At 71.0% G+C, this 21,657-nt stretch carries 22 protein-coding genes and 5 tRNA genes; 8 read left to right on the plus strand and 19 right to left on the minus strand.

Annotation, left to right across the window (positions count from 1 at the left end; all coding sequences use genetic code 11):
• Window positions 1-84 precede the first annotated feature (84 nt).
• Window positions 85-906, minus strand: a complete 822-nt coding sequence (gene thiD / locus ACIP5W_RS25175; protein ID WP_401477743.1) for a bifunctional hydroxymethylpyrimidine kinase/phosphomethylpyrimidine kinase — start codon at window positions 904-906, stop codon at window positions 85-87.
• Entirely contained in the window at window positions 903-1,868 is a 966-nt protein-coding gene (locus ACIP5W_RS25180) for a thiamine-phosphate kinase (protein WP_401477746.1), read from the minus strand. Before ACIP5W_RS25180 ends, thiD begins: the two co-directional genes overlap by 4 nt.
• A 206-nt stretch (window positions 1,869-2,074) precedes the next feature.
• On the opposite strand from ACIP5W_RS25180, the gene ACIP5W_RS25185 reads away from it, so the two are divergent.
• Window positions 2,075-2,308 carry an Lrp/AsnC family transcriptional regulator gene (locus tag ACIP5W_RS25185; RefSeq protein WP_382781682.1) on the plus strand — a complete coding sequence of 78 codons (234 nt, stop codon included), beginning with the start codon at window positions 2,075-2,077 and terminating at the stop codon, window positions 2,306-2,308.
• Window positions 2,309-2,328: 20 nt separating this feature from the next.
• The gene (locus ACIP5W_RS25190) at window positions 2,329-2,829 is read left to right on the plus strand and encodes a DUF3515 domain-containing protein (RefSeq protein ID WP_401477750.1); all 501 of its coding nucleotides are present in this window, start codon (window positions 2,329-2,331) and stop codon (window positions 2,827-2,829) included.
• Between the two features lie 10 nt (window positions 2,830-2,839).
• On the opposite strand, the gene ACIP5W_RS25195 is transcribed toward ACIP5W_RS25190, so the two are convergent.
• Genes ACIP5W_RS25195 through ACIP5W_RS25205 form a run of 3 tightly spaced genes read right to left on the minus strand, consistent with a single transcriptional unit; the run spans window position 2,840 to window position 5,873 of the window.
• On the minus strand, window positions 2,840-4,015 hold the full coding sequence (locus ACIP5W_RS25195; RefSeq protein WP_401477753.1) for a D-alanine--D-alanine ligase family protein: 1,176 nt from the start codon (window positions 4,013-4,015) through the stop codon (window positions 2,840-2,842).
• Window positions 4,016-4,074: 59 nt separating this feature from the next.
• Window positions 4,075-5,085: an NAD(P)H-dependent glycerol-3-phosphate dehydrogenase gene (locus ACIP5W_RS25200; protein ID WP_401477756.1), complete on the minus strand. Its 1,011-nt coding sequence runs from the start codon at window positions 5,083-5,085 to the stop codon at window positions 4,075-4,077.
• Entirely contained in the window at window positions 5,082-5,873 is a 792-nt protein-coding gene (locus ACIP5W_RS25205) for a lysophospholipid acyltransferase family protein (protein ID WP_401477759.1), read from the minus strand. Before ACIP5W_RS25205 ends, ACIP5W_RS25200 begins: the two co-directional genes overlap by 4 nt.
• Before the next feature lie 171 nt (window positions 5,874-6,044).
• Between ACIP5W_RS25205 and cofC the strand changes: the two genes are divergently transcribed.
• The gene (gene cofC / locus ACIP5W_RS25210) at window positions 6,045-6,683 is read left to right on the plus strand and encodes a 2-phospho-L-lactate guanylyltransferase (protein ID WP_401477762.1); all 639 of its coding nucleotides are present in this window, start codon (window positions 6,045-6,047) and stop codon (window positions 6,681-6,683) included.
• Window positions 6,684-6,693: 10 nt separating this feature from the next.
• Window positions 6,694-6,897: a hypothetical protein gene (locus ACIP5W_RS25215; RefSeq protein ID WP_363092086.1), complete on the plus strand. Its 204-nt coding sequence runs from the start codon at window positions 6,694-6,696 to the stop codon at window positions 6,895-6,897.
• A gap of 95 nt (window positions 6,898-6,992) precedes the next feature.
• Here ACIP5W_RS25215 and ACIP5W_RS25220 read toward each other — a convergent pair whose 3' ends face one another.
• The 4 genes from ACIP5W_RS25220 to leuC form a co-directional block, all read right to left on the minus strand.
• Window positions 6,993-7,655 (minus strand): HU family DNA-binding protein, encoded by a 663-nt coding sequence (locus ACIP5W_RS25220; RefSeq protein WP_401477766.1) that lies wholly within the window; start codon window positions 7,653-7,655, stop codon window positions 6,993-6,995.
• A gap of 137 nt (window positions 7,656-7,792) precedes the next feature.
• On the minus strand, window positions 7,793-8,023 hold the full coding sequence (locus ACIP5W_RS25225) for a hypothetical protein (RefSeq protein WP_401477769.1): 231 nt from the start codon (window positions 8,021-8,023) through the stop codon (window positions 7,793-7,795).
• A gap of 271 nt (window positions 8,024-8,294) precedes the next feature.
• Window positions 8,295-8,888 (minus strand): 3-isopropylmalate dehydratase small subunit, encoded by a 594-nt coding sequence (gene leuD, locus ACIP5W_RS25230; RefSeq protein WP_401477772.1) that lies wholly within the window; start codon window positions 8,886-8,888, stop codon window positions 8,295-8,297.
• 6 nt (window positions 8,889-8,894) lie between these two features.
• The gene (gene leuC, locus ACIP5W_RS25235; protein WP_401477775.1) at window positions 8,895-10,325 is read right to left on the minus strand and encodes a 3-isopropylmalate dehydratase large subunit; all 1,431 of its coding nucleotides are present in this window, start codon (window positions 10,323-10,325) and stop codon (window positions 8,895-8,897) included.
• 207 nt (window positions 10,326-10,532) lie between these two features.
• Here leuC and ndgR point away from each other — a divergent pair, with 207 nt between their 5' ends.
• The gene (ndgR, locus tag ACIP5W_RS25240) at window positions 10,533-11,249 is read left to right on the plus strand and encodes an IclR family transcriptional regulator NdgR (protein ID WP_081219617.1); all 717 of its coding nucleotides are present in this window, start codon (window positions 10,533-10,535) and stop codon (window positions 11,247-11,249) included.
• Window positions 11,250-11,347: 98 nt separating this feature from the next.
• Here the strand turns inward: ndgR and ACIP5W_RS25245 are convergent, their stop codons facing one another.
• Window positions 11,348-11,854, minus strand: a complete 507-nt coding sequence (locus ACIP5W_RS25245) for a DUF4188 domain-containing protein (protein ID WP_401477777.1) — start codon at window positions 11,852-11,854, stop codon at window positions 11,348-11,350.
• Window positions 11,855-11,934: 80 nt separating this feature from the next.
• Between ACIP5W_RS25245 and ACIP5W_RS25250 the strand changes: the two genes are divergently transcribed.
• Complete coding sequence (locus tag ACIP5W_RS25250; RefSeq protein WP_401477780.1) at window positions 11,935-12,579, plus strand: MerR family transcriptional regulator; 645 nt, start codon at window positions 11,935-11,937, stop codon at window positions 12,577-12,579.
• A 91-nt stretch (window positions 12,580-12,670) separates the two neighbouring features.
• On the opposite strand, the gene ACIP5W_RS25255 is transcribed toward ACIP5W_RS25250, so the two are convergent.
• The 9 genes from ACIP5W_RS25255 to ACIP5W_RS25295 form a co-directional block, all read right to left on the minus strand.
• Window positions 12,671-12,743, minus strand: a tRNA-Glu gene (locus tag ACIP5W_RS25255).
• 28 nt (window positions 12,744-12,771) lie between these two features.
• Window positions 12,772-12,843: transfer RNA gene (locus ACIP5W_RS25260), tRNA-Gln, on the minus strand.
• A gap of 20 nt (window positions 12,844-12,863) precedes the next feature.
• A tRNA-Glu gene (locus tag ACIP5W_RS25265) sits at window positions 12,864-12,936 on the minus strand.
• 62 nt (window positions 12,937-12,998) lie between these two features.
• A tRNA-Glu gene (locus ACIP5W_RS25270) sits at window positions 12,999-13,071 on the minus strand.
• Window positions 13,072-13,127: 56 nt separating this feature from the next.
• Window positions 13,128-13,199, minus strand: a tRNA-Gln gene (locus tag ACIP5W_RS25275).
• Window positions 13,200-13,290: 91 nt separating this feature from the next.
• Window positions 13,291-14,022, minus strand: a complete 732-nt coding sequence (locus tag ACIP5W_RS25280) for an HAD family hydrolase (protein WP_401477782.1) — start codon at window positions 14,020-14,022, stop codon at window positions 13,291-13,293.
• Between the two features lie 203 nt (window positions 14,023-14,225).
• The gene (gene gltX, locus ACIP5W_RS25285; RefSeq protein WP_401477785.1) at window positions 14,226-15,710 is read right to left on the minus strand and encodes a glutamate--tRNA ligase; all 1,485 of its coding nucleotides are present in this window, start codon (window positions 15,708-15,710) and stop codon (window positions 14,226-14,228) included.
• Entirely contained in the window at window positions 15,703-16,479 is a 777-nt protein-coding gene (locus ACIP5W_RS25290; RefSeq protein ID WP_401477788.1) for a fumarylacetoacetate hydrolase family protein, read from the minus strand. The genes gltX and ACIP5W_RS25290 overlap by 8 nt, the downstream gene beginning before the upstream one ends.
• A gap of 131 nt (window positions 16,480-16,610) precedes the next feature.
• A complete protein-coding gene (locus ACIP5W_RS25295) occupies window positions 16,611-16,796 on the minus strand; it encodes a hypothetical protein (RefSeq protein WP_401477791.1) in 186 nt (61 codons plus the stop codon).
• A gap of 594 nt (window positions 16,797-17,390) precedes the next feature.
• Between ACIP5W_RS25295 and ACIP5W_RS25300 the strand changes: the two genes are divergently transcribed.
• A complete protein-coding gene (locus ACIP5W_RS25300; protein WP_401477793.1) occupies window positions 17,391-21,149 on the plus strand; it encodes a nitrate- and nitrite sensing domain-containing protein in 3,759 nt (1,252 codons plus the stop codon).
• A gap of 9 nt (window positions 21,150-21,158) precedes the next feature.
• A complete protein-coding gene (locus tag ACIP5W_RS25305; protein ID WP_003993189.1) occupies window positions 21,159-21,572 on the plus strand; it encodes a roadblock/LC7 domain-containing protein in 414 nt (137 codons plus the stop codon).
• Window positions 21,573-21,657 lie beyond the last annotated feature (85 nt).

Below are 21,657 nucleotides of genomic sequence, written 5' to 3' on the forward strand. Positions count from 1 at the left end.
CCCTGCTGGTTGCTGAAAGAGCCGGTCCACCTCTGGTGGGCCGGCTCTTTGCGCTGCGCGGTGGCCCGTGGGCCCGCGCCCGCGTCACCGCGCGGGACCGTCCCCCTCGTGGGCGTCCCGGACGCCGAGCCTCCAGCCGTGGTCCACGGGACCGATCCCGCCGCCGAGGGGAAAGCCGGCGGCGATCGCCCCGGTGACGTACTCCTTGGCCGTCGCCACCGCCCGCGGCACGGTCTCCCCCTTGGCGAGCTGCGCCGCGATCGCCGAGGCGAGGGTGCAGCCCGTGCCGTGCGTGTGCCGGTTGTCGAGCCGGGGCGCGCGCAGCCAGTGCTCCTCGGAGCCGTCGGTGAGCAGGTCCACGGCGTCACCGGGCAGATGACCGCCCTTGATCAGCACCCACCGCGGGCCGTACGCCAGGACGGCCGCCGCGGCCTGCCTGAGCCCGCGCTCCGACTCGACCCGTACGCCGGTCAGCCGGGCCGTCTCGTCGAGGTTGGGCGTGGCGACGGTGGCGAGGGGAAGCAGCTCGGTGCGGACGGAGTCGAGGGCCGAGGCGGCCAGCAGCGGGTCGCCGTGCTTGGAGACGCCGACCGGGTCGACGACGACCGGGGCGTCGGTGCCGGCGATCAACTCGGCCACCGCTTCGACGAGTTCAGCGGAGGAGAGCATCCCGGTCTTCACGGCCTGGACGCCGATGTCGTCGACGACGCTGCGGTACTGGGCGCGCACCGCCGCCACCGGCAGGTCCCACGCGCCCTGGACGCCGAGGGAGTTCTGCGCCGTGACCGCGGTGATCACGCTCATGCCGTGCGTGCCGAGCGCGAGCATCGTCTTGAGGTCGGCCTGGATGCCCGCGCCGCCGCCGGAGTCGGAGCCGGCCACCGTCAGTACCCTCGGGGGGATCACGACTCCATGTCCCCGAAGTGGTCCCAGCCGCCCTTGCTGGTCCAGGGCGCCCCGTCGACCGTCACCTGGGGCAGGGCGGAGGGATTGAGGACCTCGCCGATCACCTTCCAGCGGGCCGGGAGCTTCACGTCCGGCGGGAAGGTCGCCACGATGGCGTGGTCCTCTCCGCCGGTCAGCACCCACTGGATGGGGTCGACGCCGACGGCCTGTCCGATGTCGTTCATCTGGGTGGGCACGTCGATCGCGCCGGAGCGGATGTCGATGCGGACCTTGCTGGCCTCCGCGATGTGCCCCAGGTCGGCGATCAGCCCGTCGCTCACGTCGCACATCGCGGTCGCGCCGAGGGCGGCAGCCGCCGGACCGGCGTGGTACGGCGGCTCGGGGCGGCGGTGGGCCTCGACGAAGGCGCGGGGCGAGCGGAACCCGCGGGAGAGGACGGCGAATCCGGCGGCGGACCAGCCCAGCCAGCCCGTCACCGCGACGAGGTCGCCGGGCTGGGCGCCGGAGCGGGTGATCGGTTCCTGGTTGCGCAGATCCCCGAGGGCGGTGATCGACACCATGATCGTGTCGCCGCGCACGACGTCGCCGCCGACCACGGCGGCGCCGGCGACCTGGCACTCGTCGCGCAGCCCGTCCATCAGCTCGGTGGGCCAGGTGACCGGCAGTTCGCCGGGTACGACGAGGCCGAGGAGCAGTGCGGTCGGCACGGCGCCCATCGCGGCGATGTCGGCGAGGTTCTGGGCGGCGGCCTTGCGGCCGACGTCGTAGGCGGTGGACCAGTCGCGGCGGAAGTGCCGGCCCTCCAGCAGGATGTCGGTGCTCGCCACGACCCGGCGGTCGGGCGCGGCCACCACCGCGGCGTCGTCACCGGGTCCGACCCGGACCGCCGGCGTGGTGGTGAGACGGGAGGTGAGCTCCCTGATGAGCCCGAACTCCCCGAGCTCACCAACAGTGCCCTTCATCGCCCCAGCTCCCCTTCTGTCCCAGTCCGTGCCCGGTCGCGCGTCACGGGTGTCCTCGATACGGTCGAGGGAACCGTCAACCTCTGTCGTGCCTGCACCCCGGCGCGCGAGCCGTGGTCGCCGCAGGTCTCCCCGCGGCGAGCGGCGACGCGATACCGTGGCGTTCCTTTTCCCCACATGATCCTCGTGGCCGCCCTGGAGGTTCCGTGGTACAGGCGTACATCCTGATCCAGACCGAGGTCGGCAAGGCCTCGACCGTCGCCGAGACGATCGGCAGGATTCCCGGCATCGTCCAGGCCGAGGACGTCACAGGTCCCTACGACGTGATCGTGCGGGCCCAGGCCGACACGGTCGACGACCTCGGCCGCATGGTGGTCGCCAAGGTGCAGCAGGTGGACGGGATCACCCGCACCCTGACCTGCCCGGTCGTGCATCTGTAGCCCCCGTCTACCCTTGGCCGGTGAACCTTTTCCGTCACCGGCTCAGTGGTGTGCCCGCCCTTGTTCTGCTCTGTGCCGCCGTGGGCTGCTCATCGGCAGACGACGGCGCGTCGGCCCCGGTTCCCAGTCCCGCGACGAAGGTCGCGCGACTGTGCAGGAACCTGGACGAGGCACTGCCGTCGAAGGTGGACGGTATGGATCGCCGGGATCCCGAGCCCGCCTCCGCGCTGACCGCGGGCTGGGGGAACCCGGCGATCATACTGCGCTGCGGTGTGGAGCGGCCGCCGAAGATGGCGGATCCGAAGGTGGCCCAGGGCGCCGACCCGGACGCGGTCGCGGGCGGTGTGAACGGCGTCAACTGGCTGATGGAGAAGCGGGACGGCGGGGGGTACCGGTTCACCACCGCCGGTCGCCGTGCCTATGTCGAGGTGACGGTGCTGGAGGGGGCGGACAGTTCGTCGGCGCTGATCGACCTGGCGTCGGCCGTCAGGAAGGCGATCCCCGAGGGGATCGCCGACTGAGGACTACCGACTACCGCAGTCCCGTGGACCTGCGCAGTGCTGCCTGGATCAGGCGGTCCACCAGTTCCCCGTAGGTGATTCCGCTCGCCTGCCACATCGCGGGGTACATCGAGATGGGCGTGAAGCCCGGCATCGTGTTGATCTCGTTGATGACGAACTCGCCGTCCTCGGTGAGGAAGAAGTCCGCCCGGACCAGCCCCTCGCAGGAGGCGGCCTCGAAGGCGTCCACCGCGAGCCGCTGCACCTCGGCGGTCTCCTCCGGCGTCAGCGGGGCCGGCACCAGGCCGGGGGTCGAGTCGATGTACTTGGCCTCGAAGTCGTAGTACGCGTGGGCGTCCGGCGGCGGGATCTCGGCCGGCACGGAGGCCCGCGGCCCGTCCTCGAACTCCAGGACTCCGCACTCGATCTCGCGGCCGCGCAGCGCCGCCTCGACGAGGATCTTCGGGTCGTGGCGCCGGGCCTCGGCGATGGCATCGTCCAGCCCCGACAGGTCGTCGACCTTGGTGATGCCGATCGACGAGCCCGCGCGCGCGGGCTTCACGAACAGCGGCCAGCCGTGCTCACCGGCGAAGTCGACGATCTTCTTCCGGGCGGCGGCACCTCCGTCCCCGTCCGGGGCGGGCTGCTCCCACTCTCGCGGCCGGACCACCACGTACGGGCCGACCTTCAGCCCGAAGGAGGTGAACACCCGCTTCATGTACTCCTTGTCCTGGCCGACGGCCGAGGCGAGCACGCCCGACCCCACGTACGGCACGCCGGACAGCTCCAGCAGTCCCTGCAGGGTGCCGTCCTCGCCGTAGGGGCCGTGCAGGACCGGGAAGACGACGTCGACGTCACCGAGGGCCTTGGGCACCGATCCGGGCTCGCTGTAGACGACTTCGCGGTTCGCGGGGTCGACGGAGAGCACCACGGCGCCCTCCTGCGAGTCGGCCAGTTCCTCGACGCCGGGGGTACGGCGTTCGGTGATCGCCATCCGCTGCGGCTCGTCGGCGGTGAGCACCCAGCGGCCTTCCCGGGTGATGCCGATCGGAAGGACCTCGTACTTCGTCCGGTCGATGGCCTTGAGGACGGCGCCGGCGGTGACCGTGGAGATCCCGTGCTCGGAGCTGCGTCCGCCGAACACGACGGCCACACGCGGCTTACGAGACGGCTGCTCAGGGCTCTGGGGAAGGTTCTCGGTGCTCATATCGGCATGAGAGTACCCGGTGGTAGGGCGCGGATACAGCGTCGACTCAGGGGGGTCGCTCAGCGTCGTTCCGGCTTCGCGCTGCGCGACATCAGCTCCTTGAGAGCAACCATCGGCGGCTTGCCCTCGTGGACGATCCCGACGACGGTTTCCGTGATGGGCATGTCGACGCCGTGCCGGCGGGCCAGATCCAGCACGGACTCGCAGGACTTGACGCCCTCGGCGGTCTGCCTGGTGACCGCGATGGTCTCCTGGAGGGTCATGCCCCTGCCGAGGTTGGTGCCGAAGGTGTGGTTGCGGGAGAGCGGCGAGGAGCAGGTCGCCACCAGGTCGCCGAGGCCCGCGAGTCCGGAGAAGGTCAGCGGGTCGGCGCCCATCGCCAGGCCCAGCCTGGTGGTCTCGGCGAGTCCGCGGGTGATGAGCGAGCCCTTGGCGTTGTCGCCGAGCCCCATGCCGTCCGCGATGCCGACGGCGAGACCGATGACGTTCTTCACGGCGCCGCCGAGTTCGCAGCCGACGACGTCGGTGTTGGTGTACGGGCGGAAGTACGGCGTGTGGCAGGCCGTCTGGAGCCGCCGGGCGACGCTCTCGTCGGTGCAGGCGACCACGGCGGCGGCCGGCCTGCGGGAGGCGATCTCCTTGGCGAGGTTGGGCCCGGTGACCACGGCGATCCGGTCCCGGCCCACCTCGGCGACGTCCTCGATCACCTCGCTCATCCGCATGGTCGTACCGAGTTCGACACCCTTCATCAGCGAGACGAGGACGGTGTCCGGGGCGAGCAGCGGGCGCCAGGCGGCGAGGTTGGTGCGCAGGGTCTGCGAGGGGACCGCGAGGACGGTGAAGTCGGCGTCGCGGGCGGCCTCGGCGGGGTCCGCGGTGGCGCGGAGGTTCGCCGGGAGCTCGATGCCGGGGAGGTAGTCCGGGTTGGTTCGCGTGGAGTTGACCGTGTCGGCGAGCGAGGCGCGGCGCGCCCACAGCGTGACCTCGCAGCCCGCGTCGGCGAGGACCGTGCCGAAGGCCGTACCCCAGGAACCGGTGCCGAAGACGGCGGCCTTGACGGGCTTGCTCACGTGCGGTTCTCCCCCTTGTGGCCGGTCCGTGCCTGGGACCTGCCGTGGCTGGTCTGCGCCTGGGTGCGGAGTCGCTGCTCGATCCGCTCCCGGCGCGGGTCGTAGGGCCTGTCGGGCGCCTTCTCGCCGCGGATCTCCTCCAGCAGGCGGGTGACGTCGGCCATGATGGCCTCCGTGGCCTCCTTCAGCAGTTCGGGAGTCATCTCCCGGTCGTAGAACCGGCTGAGGTCCACGGGCGGGCCCGCCAGGACGTGGTGGGTCTTGCGCGGCAGGAGGTCCGGCTTCTTGGCGTAGGGCGGCAGCAGTTCGTTGACGCCCCACTGGGCGACCGGGATCACCGGGCACCTGGTCTGCAGGGCGACGCGCGCGGCCCCGGTCTTGGCGGTCATCGGCCAGCCGTCGGGGTCGCGGGTGAGGGTGCCCTCGGGGTAGAAGGCGACGCACTCGCCGCGCTCCACGGCCTCGATCGCGGCCCGGAAGGCGCTGAGCGCGTCGGTGGACTCGCGGTAGACGGGGATCTGTCCGGTGCCGCGCATCGCGGCGCCGACGAACCCCTTGCCGAACAGCCCGCTCTTCGCCAGGAATCGCGGCACGCGCCCGGTGTTGTACTGGTAGTGCGCGTAGGCGAAGGGATCGACGTGCGAATTGTGGTTCACCGCGGTGATGAACCCGCCCTCGGCCGGCATGTGCTCCATTCCGCGCCAGTCCCGCTTGATCAGAATCACCAGTGGCGGTTTGCAGAGCACCGCTGCGAAGCGGTACCAGAAGCCGATTCTGCGGCGGGGCACGCGGACACCTTCCTCTAGGACTTCCCTGACTTCCCTGACTTCTTCCGGGCCGGGGGCCGGACAAGTGTCGCCCCGTGCCGCCGGTCTGTCGAGAACACCGTACGCCCCGATCGAGGGGGCGCCGGAAGGACCGGGGGACAATGTCCGCGACGAGAGAGAGACGGTACGCCGGTGCAGTGGAGCTTGGTCATCCCCCTGAAGCCCTTGGCGCTGGCCAAGAGCAGGCTCGCGGACACCGCCGGCGACGCCCTGCGTCCGGGCCTGGCCCTGGCCTTCGCCGTGGACACCGTGGCGGCCGCGCTGGCCTGTGCCGCGGTGCGCGATGTGGCGGTGGTCACGGACGACGTGCTGGCCGGGCGCGAACTCGCCGGGCTCGGGGCGCGCGTCGTCGCCGACGAACCCCGCGCGGGCCTGAACGCCGCTCTGGCGCATGCGGCGGCGGTCGTGCGCGCCGGGCGGCCCGACAGTGCGGTGGCCGCTCTCAACGCCGATCTGCCGGCTCTGCGTCCAGCGGAATTGGCCCGCGTCCTGGACGCCGCCGCGGAATTCCCCCGCGCTTTTCTCCCCGATGCGGCCGCAATCGGTACGACTCTTCTCGCGGTGGCCGCCGGCCGTGAATTGCTTCCCGCTTTCGGCACCGATTCGCGTGCCCGTCACCGTGCGTCGGGGGCCGTGGAACTCCGGCCGACGGCGGTGGATTCCGTGCGCCAGGACGTGGACACCGGCGAGGATCTGCGGACGGCGCTGGCGCTGGGGGTGGGTCCCCGAACGGCCGCCGCGGTCGCGCGCCTGCTGATTCCGGGGCAGTAGGCTGCCGGTCATGCAGGCCACCGCATACACGTACGACCCCGGCACCCGCAGCGGACAGGTGCTGTTGGACGACGGCACCCCGGTGCCCTTCGACGCGCCGGCGTTCGACGCGGGCGGGCTGAGGCTGCTGCGCCCCGGGCAGCGGGTGCGGATCGAGACCGAGGGCGACGGCGACTCCCGGCGCATCACCCTGGTCACCCTCCAGACCTTCTGACCTGGCGGGACTGCGGGAAGCCCGGCGGAAAACGCCGCGGGCCGGACTCCGCGGGGAGTCCGGCCCGGCGCGTGAGTGCCGTGAACGCTTGCGCCTCAGCGAGCGGTGGTCTTCTTGGCGGTGGTCTTGCGGGCGCTCGACTTCTTGGCGGGGGCCTTCTTGGCCGTCACCTTCTTCGCCGGGGCCTTCTTGGCGGCGGTCTTCTGGGCCGTGGCCGTCTTCGCCGTGGTCTTCTTTGCGGCCGCCGTCGCCGTCTTGGCGGCCGACTTCTTGGCGGTCGTCTTCTTCGCGGCGCCCGTGGCCTTCTTCGCGGCGGCCGTCGTCTTCTTCGCGGCGGCCGTCGTCTTCTTGGCGGCGGCCGTGGCCCTCTTCGCCGGGGCGGCCTTCTTCGCGGCGGCCTTCTTGACCGTGGCGGTGGCACCGCCGGTCAGGCTGCCCTTGGGGGCCTTCTTGACGGCGACCTCGCCGCCGCGCGGGAGCTTCTTCGAACCGCTCACCAGGTCCTTGAAGCCCTGACCGGCGCGGAAGCGCGGCACGGACGTCTTCTTGACCCGAACCCGCTCGCCCGTCTGGGGGTTGCGGGCGTAGCGGGCCGGGCGGTCGACCTTCTCGAACGAACCGAAGCCGGTGACCGAGACCCTGTCCCCCGCGACGGTCGCGCGGACGATGGCGTCCAGGACCGCGTCGACCGCGTCGGCGGCCTGCTGGCGACCACCGAGCTTGTCGGCAATCGCTTCTACGAGCTGCGCCTTGTTCACGTCTTCCCCTTCGGAGACATTGCCAGAACGAAAGTGTTCAAGCGTTTTCGCACGTTAGGCAGATATATACCGCAAATCAAACACGAAACGGGCTAATCACCCTTGTGCCGCAACGAACTCGGCCGCTCCGGAGACGATCAACGCTCCTCTTCCGGGACGCGTCCCGCGTCGAGGTCCGCCATGAACCGCTCCAGCCGCCTTGTCGCGTCGGCGAGATCGTGCTTGGCCGCGGCCGTAATGACCAGCAGCTTCCGGGTCAGCGCCATCCGTACGCCCTCCGGGACTTGCAGTGCGCGCACCCTTGCGTGCGCTTCCTTGAGCTGGTTCGCGACCGCCGTATAGAGCTCGAGTTGGCCGTCGTGTCCCATGCACAGATTGTGCCATCTGGGGCGAGTTGTCGCCCGCCCAGGGGGCAACTGGCGCCCGGCGCGGCGCGTCCGGCACCTCGGCAGGTCACGTCCTCAGCGGCCGCCTACCCCGGCAACCACCGCCTTAACGTGGGAAGTTGCCGGCGGCGTCGCGGACGCGCGGGCCCGAACGGACGCAGACACGGCCGTACCCCCGATCGGGCCGATCGGGGGTACGGAGGGGGTTCGCGGTGGCCGGAATTCGACCAGGGCCGGTCGTCCCGGCCGGCGGTCAGGCCTGGAGGGTCCTCGGCTTGTACGACGGCCGCTTGGCCTCGTAGGCGGCGATGTCGGCCTCGTTCTGGAGCGTGATCGAGATGTCGTCCAGCCCGTTCAGCAGCCGCCAGCGGGCGTTCTCGTCGAGTTCGAAGGCGGCGGTGATGCCCTCGGCACGCACCTCGCGCCGTTCGAGGTCGACCGTGATCTCGGTCGTGGGGTCCTGCTCGGTCAGCTCCCACAGCGCGTCCACGATCTTCTGCTCCAGAAGGACCGTGAGCAGACCGTTCTTCAGCGAGTTGCCGCGGAAGATGTCGGCGAAGCGGGAGGAGATCACGGCCTTGAAGCCGTAGTTCTGGAGCGCCCAGACGGCGTGCTCGCGGGAGGATCCGGTGCCGAAGTCGGGGCCGGCGACCAGGACGGTCGCGCCCTTGCGCTCGGGCTGGTTGAGGACGAAGGACCCGTCCTTGCGCCAGGCCTCGAACAGCCCGTCCTCGAACCCGTCCCGCGTGACCTTCTTGAGCCAGTGAGCAGGGATGATCTGGTCGGTGTCGACGTTGGAGCGGCGCAGCGGGACGGCCCGGCCGGTGTGCGTGGTGAATGCTTCCATGACTGATCAGACTCCAGCGGGCGTACGGGTCTCGGCGTCGGACAGGTCGGCCGGGGAGGCCAGGTGGCCCAGGACGGCCGTGGCGGCCGCGACCTGGGGCGACACCAGGTGCGTACGTCCGCCCTTGCCCTGCCTGCCCTCGAAGTTGCGGTTGGAGGTGGACGCGGAGCGCTCACCCGGGGCCAGCTGGTCGGGGTTCATGCCCAGACACATCGAGCAGCCCGCGTGCCGCCATTCGGCGCCGGCCTCCTTGAAGACGACGTCCAGCCCCTCGGAGACGGCCTGGAGACCGACCCGCGCGGAGCCGGGGACGACCAGCATCCTTACGCCGTCGGCGACTTTGCGGCTCCGGACGATCTCGGCGGCGGCGCGCAGGTCCTCGATCCGCCCGTTGGTGCAGGAACCCACGAAGACGGTGTCCACCTTGATGGAGCGCAGCGGCTGCCCGGCCTCCAGCCCCATGTACTCCAGGGCCTTTTCGGCGGCGAGGCGCTCCGAAGCGTCCTCGTACGAGGCCGGGTCGGGGACGGCGGCCGAAAGCGGCGCGCCCTGGCCGGGGTTGGTGCCCCAGGTGACGAACGGCGACAGCTCGTCGGCCTTGATCACGACCTCGGCGTCGAACTCGGCGTCCTCGTCCGTCCTCAGCGTCTTCCAGTACGCGACGGCGGCGTCCCAGTCCTCGCCCTCGGGAGCGTGCGGGCGCCCCTTGAGGTAGGCGAAGGTGGTCTCGTCGGGGGCGATCATGCCCGCGCGGGCACCGGCCTCGATCGACATGTTGCAGATGGTCATCCGGGCCTCCATCGAGAGCTTCTCGATGGCGGAGCCGCGGTACTCCAGGATGTAGCCCTGGCCGCCGCCGGTGCCGATCCGCGCGATGATCGCCAGGATCAGGTCCTTGGCGGTGACGCCGTCGGGCAGTTCGCCGTCGACGGTGATCGCCATGGTCTTCGGGCGGGCCAGCGGCAGCGTCTGGGTGGCCAGCACGTGCTCGACCTGCGAGGTGCCGATGCCGAAGGCCAGGCCGCCGAAGGCGCCGTGGGTGGAGGTGTGCGAGTCGCCGCAGACGACGGTCATGCCGGGCTGGGTCAGTCCGAGCTGCGGGCCGACGACGTGCACGACGCCCTGCTCGACGTCGCCGAGCGGGTGCAGCCGGACGCCGAACTCGGCGCAGTTCTTGCGCAGCGTCTCGAGCTGGACGCGCGAGACCGGGTCCGCGATCGGCTTGTCGATGTCGAGGGTCGGGGTGTTGTGGTCCTCGGTGGCGATGGTGAGGTCGAGGCGGCGCACCTGCCGGCCGCTCTTGCGGAGGCCGTCGAAGGCCTGCGGGCTGGTCACCTCGTGCAGCAGGTGCAGATCGATGAAGAGGAGGTCGGGCTCGCCCTCGGCGCGCCGGACGACGTGGTCGTCCCAGACCTTCTCCGCGAGTGTCCTACCCATCGCTTTCCCTCCGACCGGCAGGCTGCGCCGGCCCAACTAGAGATCTTGTGGAGGCGACGACGCGCCCTTCCGGCTCACCGGCCGCCCCTGCTTGCCGGGCAGCCGCCGCCTGGCCCGTTGGTCCTCGGGCCGCTGTATGTCCAAGGGTTGCGCGTCTCACGGAAAATTGAACTTGCGTTTCACAGAGTGAGACGGGAATATCGTTTCATGGACAACAGTAGCGGCGTCGGCGTTCTGGACAAGGCAGCCCTTGTCCTGAGCGCCCTGGAGTCCGGTCCGGCCACCCTCGCGGGCCTGGTCGCTGCCACCGGACTCGCACGACCCACGGCTCACCGTCTGGCCGTGGCTCTGGAACACCACCGTATGGTGGCGCGGGACATGCAGGGCCGTTTCATCCTCGGCCCGCGCCTGGCCGAACTGGCCGCGGCCGCGGGCGAGGACCGCCTTCTGGCGACCGCCGGCCCGGTGCTCACCCACCTCCGTGACATCACGGGCGAGAGCGCTCAGCTCTACCGCCGCCAGGGCGACATGCGCATCTGCGTCGCCGCGGCGGAGCGCCTGTCCGGCCTGCGGGACACGGTCCCGGTCGGCTCGACGCTCACGATGAAGGCCGGCTCCTCGGCACAGATCCTGATGGCATGGGAGGAGCCCGAGCGCCTCCACCGCGGCCTCCAGGGCGCCCGCTTCACGGCGACGGCCCTGTCGGGGGTACGGCGCCGGGGCTGGGCCCAGTCGATCGGCGAGCGGGAGCCGGGGGTCGCGTCCGTCTCCGCGCCGGTGCGCGGACCGTCCAACCGTGTGGTGGCCGCCGTCTCGGTGTCCGGCCCCATCGAGCGCCTGTCCCGCCACCCGGGCCGGATGCACGCCCAGGCGGTCATCGACGCGGCGGGCCGTCTGTCGGAGGCGTTGCGCCGCACCGGCTGACGCGGGAAACCGGAGCCCGGAAAACGGAAAACGGGGAAGCAGCGAAGCAGGGAACCGAGCGGGCCTCAACGCCGCGGCACGCCCGGTTCCCGGAACTCCTACGACGCCGGGGCGCGCCAGGCGAACCGGTCCTTCCCGGTCCGTCCCCGCTCCGCCAACGGCACCTGACCGTGCGCCGCCGCGAGCCCGAACGGCGGCATGTCGCCGTAGACCGCCTCGTACCGCCCCTCCGGCACGACGTAGGTCTCGTGCCAGATCCCCACGTGTCCCCGCACCTTCCCGTCCCGCTCCATGCGGTTGACCCGGGCCCAGACCTGGTGGTGGAAGGCGTCGGGCGCGCTCGCGTAGGCGTACAGCCTCTCCGCCGACGCCCAGTACTGGACGACGCAGTACGTCCGCGGCGAGGCCGTCAGCAGCACGCGGGAGAGCAGCCCGCGGTCCGGGTCCTTCTTCAGTTCGGCCAGCATGCGGAACATCGCCAGCATGACCGGGATCCACTGGTGCACGGCCCAGAAGTGGTTGACGCGCATCCCGATGAGCAGGACGACGACGTCACCGCGGGCGTCGGCGGTGGTACGGCCGGCGGTGGTGGGCTTCGCGGACATGCACTCCCCCTTGTTGGCTAGCGGCGCTCTCCAAGCGGTCCTGGTTGGATAGTGCCGCTAACCAAGGAGGGCCGCAAGGGATGCGACTGGCCGAGCTGAGCGAACGCAGCGGGGTGTCCACCGCGACGATCAAGTACTACCTGCGCGAGGGCCTCCTGCGGCCCGGCCGTCAGGTCAACGCGACGACCGCCGAGTACGACGAGGAGCACCTGCGCCGGCTGCGGCTGGTGCGGGCGATGATCCAGGTGGGCGGGGTGCCGGTGGCCACGGTCCGCGAGGTCCTCGGGCATGTGGACGACGACTCCCTGGGCCGAACGATCCGCCTCGGCGCGGCGCTGTGGGCCCTCCCCCGGGTGCCCGAGCCGGACGCCGACGACGACTGCCTCCGGGCCGCCCACCGCGAGGCGGGCGAACTCCTGCGGACCCTGGGCTGGCGGAACGCCGAACTGCTCACCAGTATCTCGCCCGCCTACCGCTCACTGGTGGTGGCGGTGGCCGCGATGCGGCGGCTCGGCTACGACTGGGACGCCGAACTCCTCGTCCCCTACGCCCGGTTGATGCACCGCGCGGCCGTCCTCGACCTCGATTTCGTGGAGACGCGGGAGACGGAGGCGGAGCGGATCGAGGCGGCCGTACTGAGCGCGATCCTGGTCGAGCCGATGCTCCAGGCGCTGCACCGGCTGGCCCAGGAGGAGGAGTCGGCCCGGCGGTACGGCTTCGAGTGAGCCCTGCCGGGCCGTGACGGCGATGGCGCCGGTGTCGGCACCGGGAAACGGCGAAGGCCCCCCACCGAAGTGGAGGGCCTTCCCTGATGCGTACCCCCGACCGGATTCGAACCGGCGCTACCGCCTTGAGAGGGCGGCGTGCTAGGCCGCTACACAACGGGGGCGTGGACACTGCGTCTCCGCAGGTCCGAGCTGGTCTACCTGGACTCGAACCAAGACTAACTGAACCAGAATCAGTCGTGCTGCCAATTACACCATAGACCAAAGTGGTTTAGACCAGTCAGTACCCCCGACCGGATTCGAACCGGCGCTACCGCCTTGAGAGGGCGGCGTGCTAGGCCGCTACACAACGGGGGCCCTAGCGATCCTGCATCGACAACAACGGGTGCGACCCGGACTGTTACCGCGGGAAGGATCTGTACCCCCGACCGGATTCGAACCGGCGCTACTGCCTTGAGAGGGCAGCGTGCTAGGCCGCTACACAACGGGGGCTTTGCGGATGTGATCCGCGATGCAGATGCCCTGCTGGATTTCAAAGCATCTGCGAGCTGGCCTACCTGGACTCGAACCAAGACTAACTGAACCAGAATCAGTCGTGCTGCCAATTACACCATAGGCCACTGGAACTCAAGCCCCGGAGGGGATCTTGTTCTAGTTCGCTCCCCCGGGTCCCGGCCTTTCGGCCCGCTCCCCGGCGGCGCAGGAAGAACATTACCCGAAGGTGGACTGCGCTCCAAAACGGGTATCGGCGCCGAGGAGAGCGGGCAGTTCGGCGAGGGTGGCGATCCGGTGGCGCCCCGACGGAAGCTCGACGGTGGCCGTGCCGCCACTGCGGTCGATCCACACCGAGAGCAGGCCGGCGTCCGCCGCGCCCCGGCCGTCGATCTCCGGATGGTCGCCGACGTACGCCACCTCGTGCGGGGGCAGGGCCAGGGCCTCGCAGGCCGCGAGGAAGGCCGCGGCCTCGGGCTTGGAGACGCCCAGCTCGGCCGCGCACAGGATGGACTCGAAGCGGTCGTGGACGCCGAGGACGCGCAGCTTGCGGTCCTGGACGTGGATGGTGGAGTTGGAGAGCACCGCGTGCCGGTGGCTGGCGGCGAGGGCGTCCAGGACGGGCAGGACGTCCGGGAAGAGGGCCCAGGCGGTCTCGTAGTGCACGAGATAACGCTGGAACCAGGCGTCGGCCTCGGCGTCGCTCATCTCCCGCTCCAGGAAGGCCCGGACCCGGTCGCGGCGCTGCTCCTCGAAGGTCACACCGCCGGCGGAGAAGCGCGCCCACTGCTGGTGGGTGACCTCCCGCCACCGCTCCAGAGCCCGCTCGGCGGTGCCGTACCGGTCGAGGAGGCCCTCCGCCGCGAGATGGCCGCGCATCCCCTCACGGTCGGCGGTCGTGTAGTCGAAGAGGGTGTCGTCGACGTCCCAGACGACGGCTGTGATCGCCATGACACCGACAGTACCCGGACCGGCTGGGGTCCGGGGGTCGTCCCTCGATGCAGGCAGCGTCGAAGAGGGTGTCGTCGACGCCCCGGACGACGGCTGTGATCGCCATGACACCGACGGGGGCGCGCGGGCGGGGTGCGCGTCCGGCGGAACGGGGAAGGTGCGGCACCCGGACGGGGTGCCGCACCTCACAGGGGCGGGACGGTTCAGGCGGTGAGCCTGGCCAGCGCCGCGTCGATGCGGGCCAGCGCCTTCTCCTTGCCCAGGACCTCCAGGGACTCGAAGAGGGGCAGGCCGACCGTGCGGCCGGTGACGGCGACGCGGACCGGGGCCTGGGCCTTGCCGAGCTTGAGGCCGTGGGCCTCGCCGGCGGCCAGGACGGCTTCCTTGAGCGACTCCGGGCTGGCCCAGTCGGCGGCGTCCAGCTTCTCGCGGGCCGTGGCGAGGAGGGCGTCCGAGCCCTCCTTCATCGCCTTCGTCCAGCTCGCCTCGTCGACGGCCGGCTCGGCGAGGAAGAGGAAGTCGACGTTGTCGGTGATCTCGGAGAGGACCTTGAGGCGGGTCTGGGCGTGCGGGGCGATCCGCTGCCACTTCGTCTCGTCGAAGTCCTCCGGCGCCCAGGGGGCGATCGGGGCCCGCAGCCAGGGGCGGCAGCGCTCGGTGAAGTCCTTCACCTCCAGCAGACGGATGTGGTCGGCGTTGATCGCCTCGCACTTCTTCAGGTCGAAGCGCGCCGGGTTGGGGTTGACGTCCCCGATGTCGAAGGCCGCGACCATCTCGTCCATCGTGAAGATGTCCTGGTCGGCCGAGAGGGACCAGCCGAGCAGCGAGAGGTAGTTGAGCAGGCCCTCGGGGAGGAAGCCGCGCTCCCGGTAGAGGTTGAGCGACGACTCCGGGTCGCGCTTGGAGAGCTTCTTGTTGCCCTCGCCCATCACGTACGGCAGGTGGCCGAAGGCGGGGATCTCCTTGGCGATGCCCAGCTCGATCAGCGCCTTGTACAGGGCGATCTGGCGGGGGGTGGAGGAGAGCAGGTCCTCGCCGCGCAGGACGTGGGTGATCTCCATGAGGGCGTCGTCGACCGGGTTGACCAGCGTGTAGAGCGGGGCGCCGTTGGGGCGGACGATGCCGTAGTCCGGGACGTTCTCCGGGGTGAAGGTCAGTTCGCCGCGGACCAGGTCCGTGAAGGTGATCGTCTCGTCGGGCATCCGGAAGCGGACGATCGGGGTGCGGCCCTGGGCCTGGTACTCCTCGACCTGCGCGGCGGTCAGCTCGCGGCAGTGACCGTCGTAGCCGGAGGGCCTGCCGGCGGCGCGGGCGGCCTCGCGGCGGGTGTCCAGCTCCTCCTGGGAGCAGTAGCAGCGGTAGGCGTGGCCGGCGGCGAGGAGCTTGTCGGCGACGTCCTTGTAGAGGTCCGTCCGCTGCGACTGGCGGTACGGCGCGTGCGGGCCGCCGACCTCAGGACCCTCGTCCCAGTCGAAGCCCAGCCAGCGCAGCGAGTCCAGGAGCTGGTCGTAGGACTCCTCGGAGTCGCGGGCCGCGTCGGTGTCCTCGATGCGGAAGACCAGCGTGCCCTGGTGGTGCTTGGCGAACGCCCAGTTGAACAGGGCGGTGCGCACCAGGCCCACGTGGGGGTTACCGGTGGGCGACGGACAGAAACGGACGCGTACGGGGGAGCCGGGTGCGCTAGCCACGCTTGACAACCTTGTTGGTGAGAGTGCCGATGCCTTCGATGCTGACGGAGACCTCGTCGCCGACAGCGAGCGGGCCGACCCCTGCCGGGGTGCCCGTGAGGATCACGTCGCCGGGGAGCAGCGTCATGGCCTCGGTGATGTTGACGATCAGATCCTCGATCGAGTGGATCATCTCGCTGGTGCGGCCGAGCTGCCGCTGCTGCCCGTTGACCGTCAGCTGGATGGTGAGGTCGCTCGGGTCGAGGTCGGTCTCCACCCAGGGGCCGAGCGGGCAGGCGGAGTCGAAGCCCTTGGCCCTGGCCCACTGCTTCTCGCGCTTCTGGACGTCGCGCGCCGTGATGTCGTTGGCGCAGGTGTAGCCGAAGATCACGTCCTTGACGCGCTCCCGCGGGACCTCGCGGCACATCCGGCCGATGACCACGGCCAGTTCGGCCTCGTGGTGGAGGTCCTCGGAGAAGGACGGGTACCGGATGTCGTCCCCGGGTCCGACCACGGAGGTGGACGGCTTGAAGAAGGCGAACGGGGCGTCGGGCACCTCGTTGCCGAGTTCGCGTGCGTGCTCGGCGTAGTTGCGGCCGAAGGCCACGACCTTGCTGGGGAGGACGGGCGGCAGGAGCCGGACCTTGCTCAGCGGCACCTTCGTGCCGGAGAGCTCGTGTTCCGTGAACGGGATGCCCTTGATGATGTCGAGGACGAGCTCGTCCGGCTTGTCGCCCTCGACCGCGCCGAAGGCGACGTTCCCGTCGATGGAGAACCTGGCGATGCGCACGGGTTGCTTGGCCCCTTGATGAGCTGGCTGGAGTCTGACGCTCCAGGCTAACGCGGAAGGGCGCCCCCGGCCGGGGACGCCCTTGACATCCGGGGCCGCCGCCTTGAACATGCGGCGGCCGTTGTGCGTATCTACTCGGCGAAGGAGGTCGCGGGGACCTCGACGAGGACGGTGCGCCTGGGGTTGGCGGTCTGGGCCGGAAGGTCGACGGAGTGCTCCTGCTGCTCCGGGAGCCGCAGTTCGTCGGCGTCCTTGAGGTGCGCCAGCGTCGTGCGCCGCGGGTTGGCGATCTTGTGGAACATCGTCGTCGTCTTCACTGTTGTGGTGAACCCTGTCCTGTCGGGCGCCGGGCGGCCGGGGAGCCTGCGTGGGCGCGTCTTGTCGGATTTGCCATCTCTGTAAAGCGTCAGGCTAAACACGCGATTCCCGGAGAACGCGTGGAGGTCTCATGATCAGGGTGTGAGTTTGCTCACGAACGAGCGCTCAAACCGGTCAATCCAGGCTCTTGATCGACCGCTACGAAACGGACATTGCCCCCCTGAAGCTCTCATTCCGCTCCTGATCATGGCGACTGGGACACCCTCCACGGCCCGGCCGTTCGCCCCTTTGCACATGAATTGCCCGGGATCACTTTCTACGTCCGGTGATCCATCACTCACCCGCTGTCACGGATGTCACAGCCCGGCCAACAAGCCTTGTTGGAGATCCTGCACTGTGCTGGAATTCCACGGACCGCCGCGGGAACGAGCCGGCGCGCAGGGCGCACAGCAGCGCCGAGCGGCGGCTGGAAGGGGGAGCCAGCGCCGGTACTCACGACCAAATCGGGGGGCGTATTCAGGGCGCCCCTCAAGACGCCGACACCGTCCTTCCGTTCACGCGGAGGGGCGCCTGGTCCAGAGGTTGCGACGCTAGTGCAGGGACGTTTCAAGAGGGATGGCAGTGCTTCGGCCGAGCCGGAGCCGCACGGCGGGACTGGCCCGATGGCCGGCAGCTCCTCGCCCCAGCACGCCCAGAACCCGGGCCCGGCCCCGTCCGGTGACGGCGGTGAGCGCCCCGGACGCCCCGGCGCGCCCGCGTCGCCGAGCACCCCGGCTCCCACGGTCAAGCCGCCGGCCGGCACTCCCGGCCCCGGACCGCGTGTGGCCCTGCGCAACTGGCGCATCTCCACGCGTCTGGTCGCGCTGCTGACGCTGCCCGTGGTCGCGGCCACCACACTGGGCACGCTCCGCATCAACCAGTCCATGGACGACATCCAGCAGCTCGACAACATGAAGCTGCTGACGGACATGACCAAGCAGGCCACCGAGCTGGCCATCCGGCTCCAGGACGAGCGCGACAAGTCCGCCGGTCCGCTCGCCCACGGCAAGACCGCGGCCGACTTCACGGTCAAGGGCGCCCGCGAGAAGACCGACCAGTCGCTGGACGCCTTCAAGGACGCCTCCGAGGAGATCGACGCCTCCAGCACGGACGGCAACCTCCAGGGTGTCCGCGACAGCCTCGTGGGTCTCCTCAGCGACCTCGGCAACCTCGCGAAGGTCCGCAAGACGGCCTTCGCCGAGCAGAAGAACTCCACCCAGACGGTGGAGGCCTACCACCGCCTCATCACCCACCTGCTCGACCTCTCGCAGGACATGGCGCAGGCCACCAGCAACCCGGAGATGATCCAGCGCACCCGCGCGCTGTCCGCCTTCTCCGCCGCCAAGGAGTACGCCTCCGTCCAGCGCGCCGTCCTCGCGGCCGCGCTGCCGGTCAACGACGACGTCTACGGCGAGATATCGGAGAACGACCGGCAGTACGCCGAGGCCGCGCTGGAGAACCAGGACTCCGAACTCGCCAGCTTCCGCAGCATCTACGGCGACGAGGGCGCCGAGGTGCTGCTCCAGCCCGTCGAGCAGGGCAGCCCGACCATCGAGGACGCCGACACGTACGCCACGCGTGCGCTCAGCTCCCCCACCGGTCTGCGGTCACTGGACAAGCGGTCGTACCAGGACTGGTTCGACGCCAGCACGACCAAGATCCGGCAGATGAACAACATCGAGACCACGCTGCTCGAGGACATGGAGCAGAAGGCCCGTGAGCTGCGCGCCGAGTCCGAGCGCGAGGCGATCATCTCCGGTGCGCTGATCCTGCTGGTGCTCGGTGTGTCGCTGGTCGGCGCGTTCGTCGTCGCCCGGTCCATGATCCGCTCGCTGCGCCGGCTCCAGGAGACGGCCACCAAGGTCGCCCAGGACCGGCTGCCCGAGCTGGTCAAGCAGCTGTCCGAGTCCGACCCGCAGGACGTCGACACGTCCGTGGAGTCGGTCGGTGTGCACTCCCGGGACGAGATCGGCCAGGTGGCCGCGGCCTTCGACGACGTGCACCGCGAGGCCGTCCGCCTCGCCGCCGAGCAGGCCCTTCTGCGGGGCAACGTCAACGCGATGTTCACCAACCTCTCGCGCCGCTCCCAGGGCCTCATCCAGCGTCAGCTGTCGCTGATCTCCGAACTGGAGTCGCGCGAGGCCGACCCGGACCAGCTGTCCTCGCTGTTCAAGCTCGACCACCTCGCGACCCGTATGCGCCGTAACGGCGAGAACCTCCTCGTCCTCGCCGGTGAGGAGCCCGGCCGCCGCTGGACCCGCCCGGTCCCGCTGGTCGACGTGCTCCGTGCCGCCGCCTCCGAGGTGGAGCAGTACGAGCGCATCGAGCTGTCCTCCGTGCCGACCACCGAAGTGGCCGGCCGGGTCGTCAACGACCTCGTGCACCTGCTCGCCGAGCTGCTCGAGAACGCGACCTCGTTCTCCTCCCCGCAGACCAAGGTCAAGGTCACCGGTCACGCGCTGCCCGACGGCCGCGTCCTGATCGAGATCCACGACACCGGCATCGGCCTCTCCCCCGAGGACCTCGCCGCGATCAACGAGCGGCTCGCGTCGCCGCCCACCGTGGACGTCTCCGTCTCCCGCCGCATGGGCCTCTTCGTGGTCGGCCGGCTGTCGCAGCGGCACGGCATCCGCATCCAGCTCCGCCCGTCCGACTCCGGTGGTACGACCGCGCTGGTCATGCTGCCCGTGGACGTCGCCCAGGGCGGCAAGAAGCCGCAGCCCAAGCCCGGTCAGGGCGGCGTGTCCGGCGGTCCCGCCGCCGCGCAGGCCGCCGCCGGTGCCGCAGCGGCCCGTCGGCAGAACGGCCAGGGCGGTGCCCTCGGTGCCGGTGCGCCGGGCGGTGGTGCCCTCGGCGCCGGCCCGGGCACGGGCGGCCGGCTCGCCGCCGGTCAGGGTCCCCGGGCCGCGCTGCCCGGCCGTGACGGCGGTGGCCGTCCCGGCGCGCCGCGCGGGCCGCAGGGTCCGGCCTCGCCCCCGCAGGGCCGCCCGGCTCCGGCCGGCGCCGGCTTCGGCGGCCAGGCCCCGGGTGGGCCGCAGGGTCTCCAGGCGGCCGGTACCGGTACGCCGGGACAGGGCCAGGACCTGTTCGGTGCCGGGCGTCCGCCCGCGCCGCGCCAGAACGACAACCGCGGTGAGCAGGGCGGTCGCGGCCGTGGCCGTGGCCGTCAGCCGCAGCTGCCGCCACGCGGCGGTCCGCGCGCCGAGCTGCCGGGCGGCGACCAGCAGCCCCGCGGCACCAGCTGGGGCGACGAGAACGCCCAGCCGCCGGTTGCGCGCACTCCGCTGGACGCCCCGCGCGGCCACGACGAGCCCGATGTCGCGCAGACCTCGCAGATGCCGCGCATCGACGACCGCCAGGGTCCCGGCGCCACCGCCGAGATCCCGCGGATCGACGAGCACCAGGGTCCGGCCGGCCCCGCGGACTTCGCGCGCCCCGGCACGAGCGGCCCGCAGCACACCGGTCAGTACCAGGACATGGGCCAGTACACCGGTCTGAACGGCGCCCAGGACACGGGCCAGTTCCCGGCTCCGGGCGCGGGCGGACGACAGGACGGCTTCGTCCGCAACGACGTCTTCGGCACGCCGGGCGGGCAGAACGCGCCGTCGGGTCCGGGCCGGTTCGCCGCTCCGCAGGCCTACGACAACGGCTCCACCGGTCAGTACCCGGCCCCGGGCCAGGACGGTTCCGGCACCGGTCAGCACGCGCTGCCCGGCCGCCAGGACCCCTCGTCCACGGGCCAGTTCGACCGCCCCCAGAACGCCAACGGCGGTAACGGCAGCGGCTACGGCTATCCGCAGCAGCAGCACGTTCCGCCGCGCCCCGCCGCCCGCCCCGAGCCGGAGGCCCTGCCGCCGGCCGGTCCGGGGGACGGCCGTACCCCGCTGTTCGACACCCTGGAGACCAACTGGTTCCACGGACAGCAGGCAGGCGGAAACGGCAACGGCTCGGCCCCCACGCCGCAGCAACAGCAGCCGCAGGCTCCGGCTGCCCCCCAACGTCCCGCGGCGACCGGCGCCTCCTGGCGCACCTCGCCGAACGACGAACTCGTCCGACAGGCCGAGCGCGTCCGGCAGCCCGCCGCGGGCGGTGTCACCACTTCCGGCCTGCCGCGCCGGGTGCCCAGGGCTAACCTCGTCCCGGGCACGGCTCAGCAGCAACAGCACCAAGCCGGTCCGCAGGTCTCGCGTGCGCCTGACGACGTACGCGGACGGCTGACCAATCTCCGTCGGGGCATCGCACAGGGTCGACAGGCCGGCAACGGCCCGCAGACCGGCAGTTTCCCCAGCCCCACTCACCAGCAGGAGCGTTAGTTGAGCCAGATGAGCCAGGCGGCACAGAATCTGAACTGGTTGATCACCAACTTCGTGGACAACACCCCCGGGGTGTCCCACACCGTTGTCGTGTCCGCCGACGGGCTCCTGCTCGCCATGTCCGAGGGCTTCCCCCGCGACCGTGCCGACCAGTTGGCCGCCGTCGCGTCGGGTCTCACCTCGCTGACGGCCGGGGCCTCCCGGATCTTCGAGGGCGGCAGCGTGGCGCAGACGGTCGTCGAGATGGAGCGGGGTTTCCTCTTCCTCATGTCCGTCTCGGACGGCTCGTCCCTCGCCGTGCTCGCGCACCCCGAGTGCGACATCGGCCTCGTCGGCTACGAGATGGCGCTCCTGGTCGACCGCGCGGGCGCGGTGCTCACGCCCGACCTGCGCGCCGAACTACAGGGCAGTCTGCTCCACTGACCCGCCCGGGTTCCACCCGCCTCACGAAATCACCGTCCGGCCGACACAATCCCCCCACCGGCCTCGACGGACGGCACGACTGACC

Origin of the sequence: Streptomyces sp. NPDC088766 (genome assembly GCF_044750845.1) — a bacterium.
In the GTDB taxonomy this organism is placed as follows: domain Bacteria; phylum Actinomycetota; class Actinomycetes; order Streptomycetales; family Streptomycetaceae; genus Streptomyces.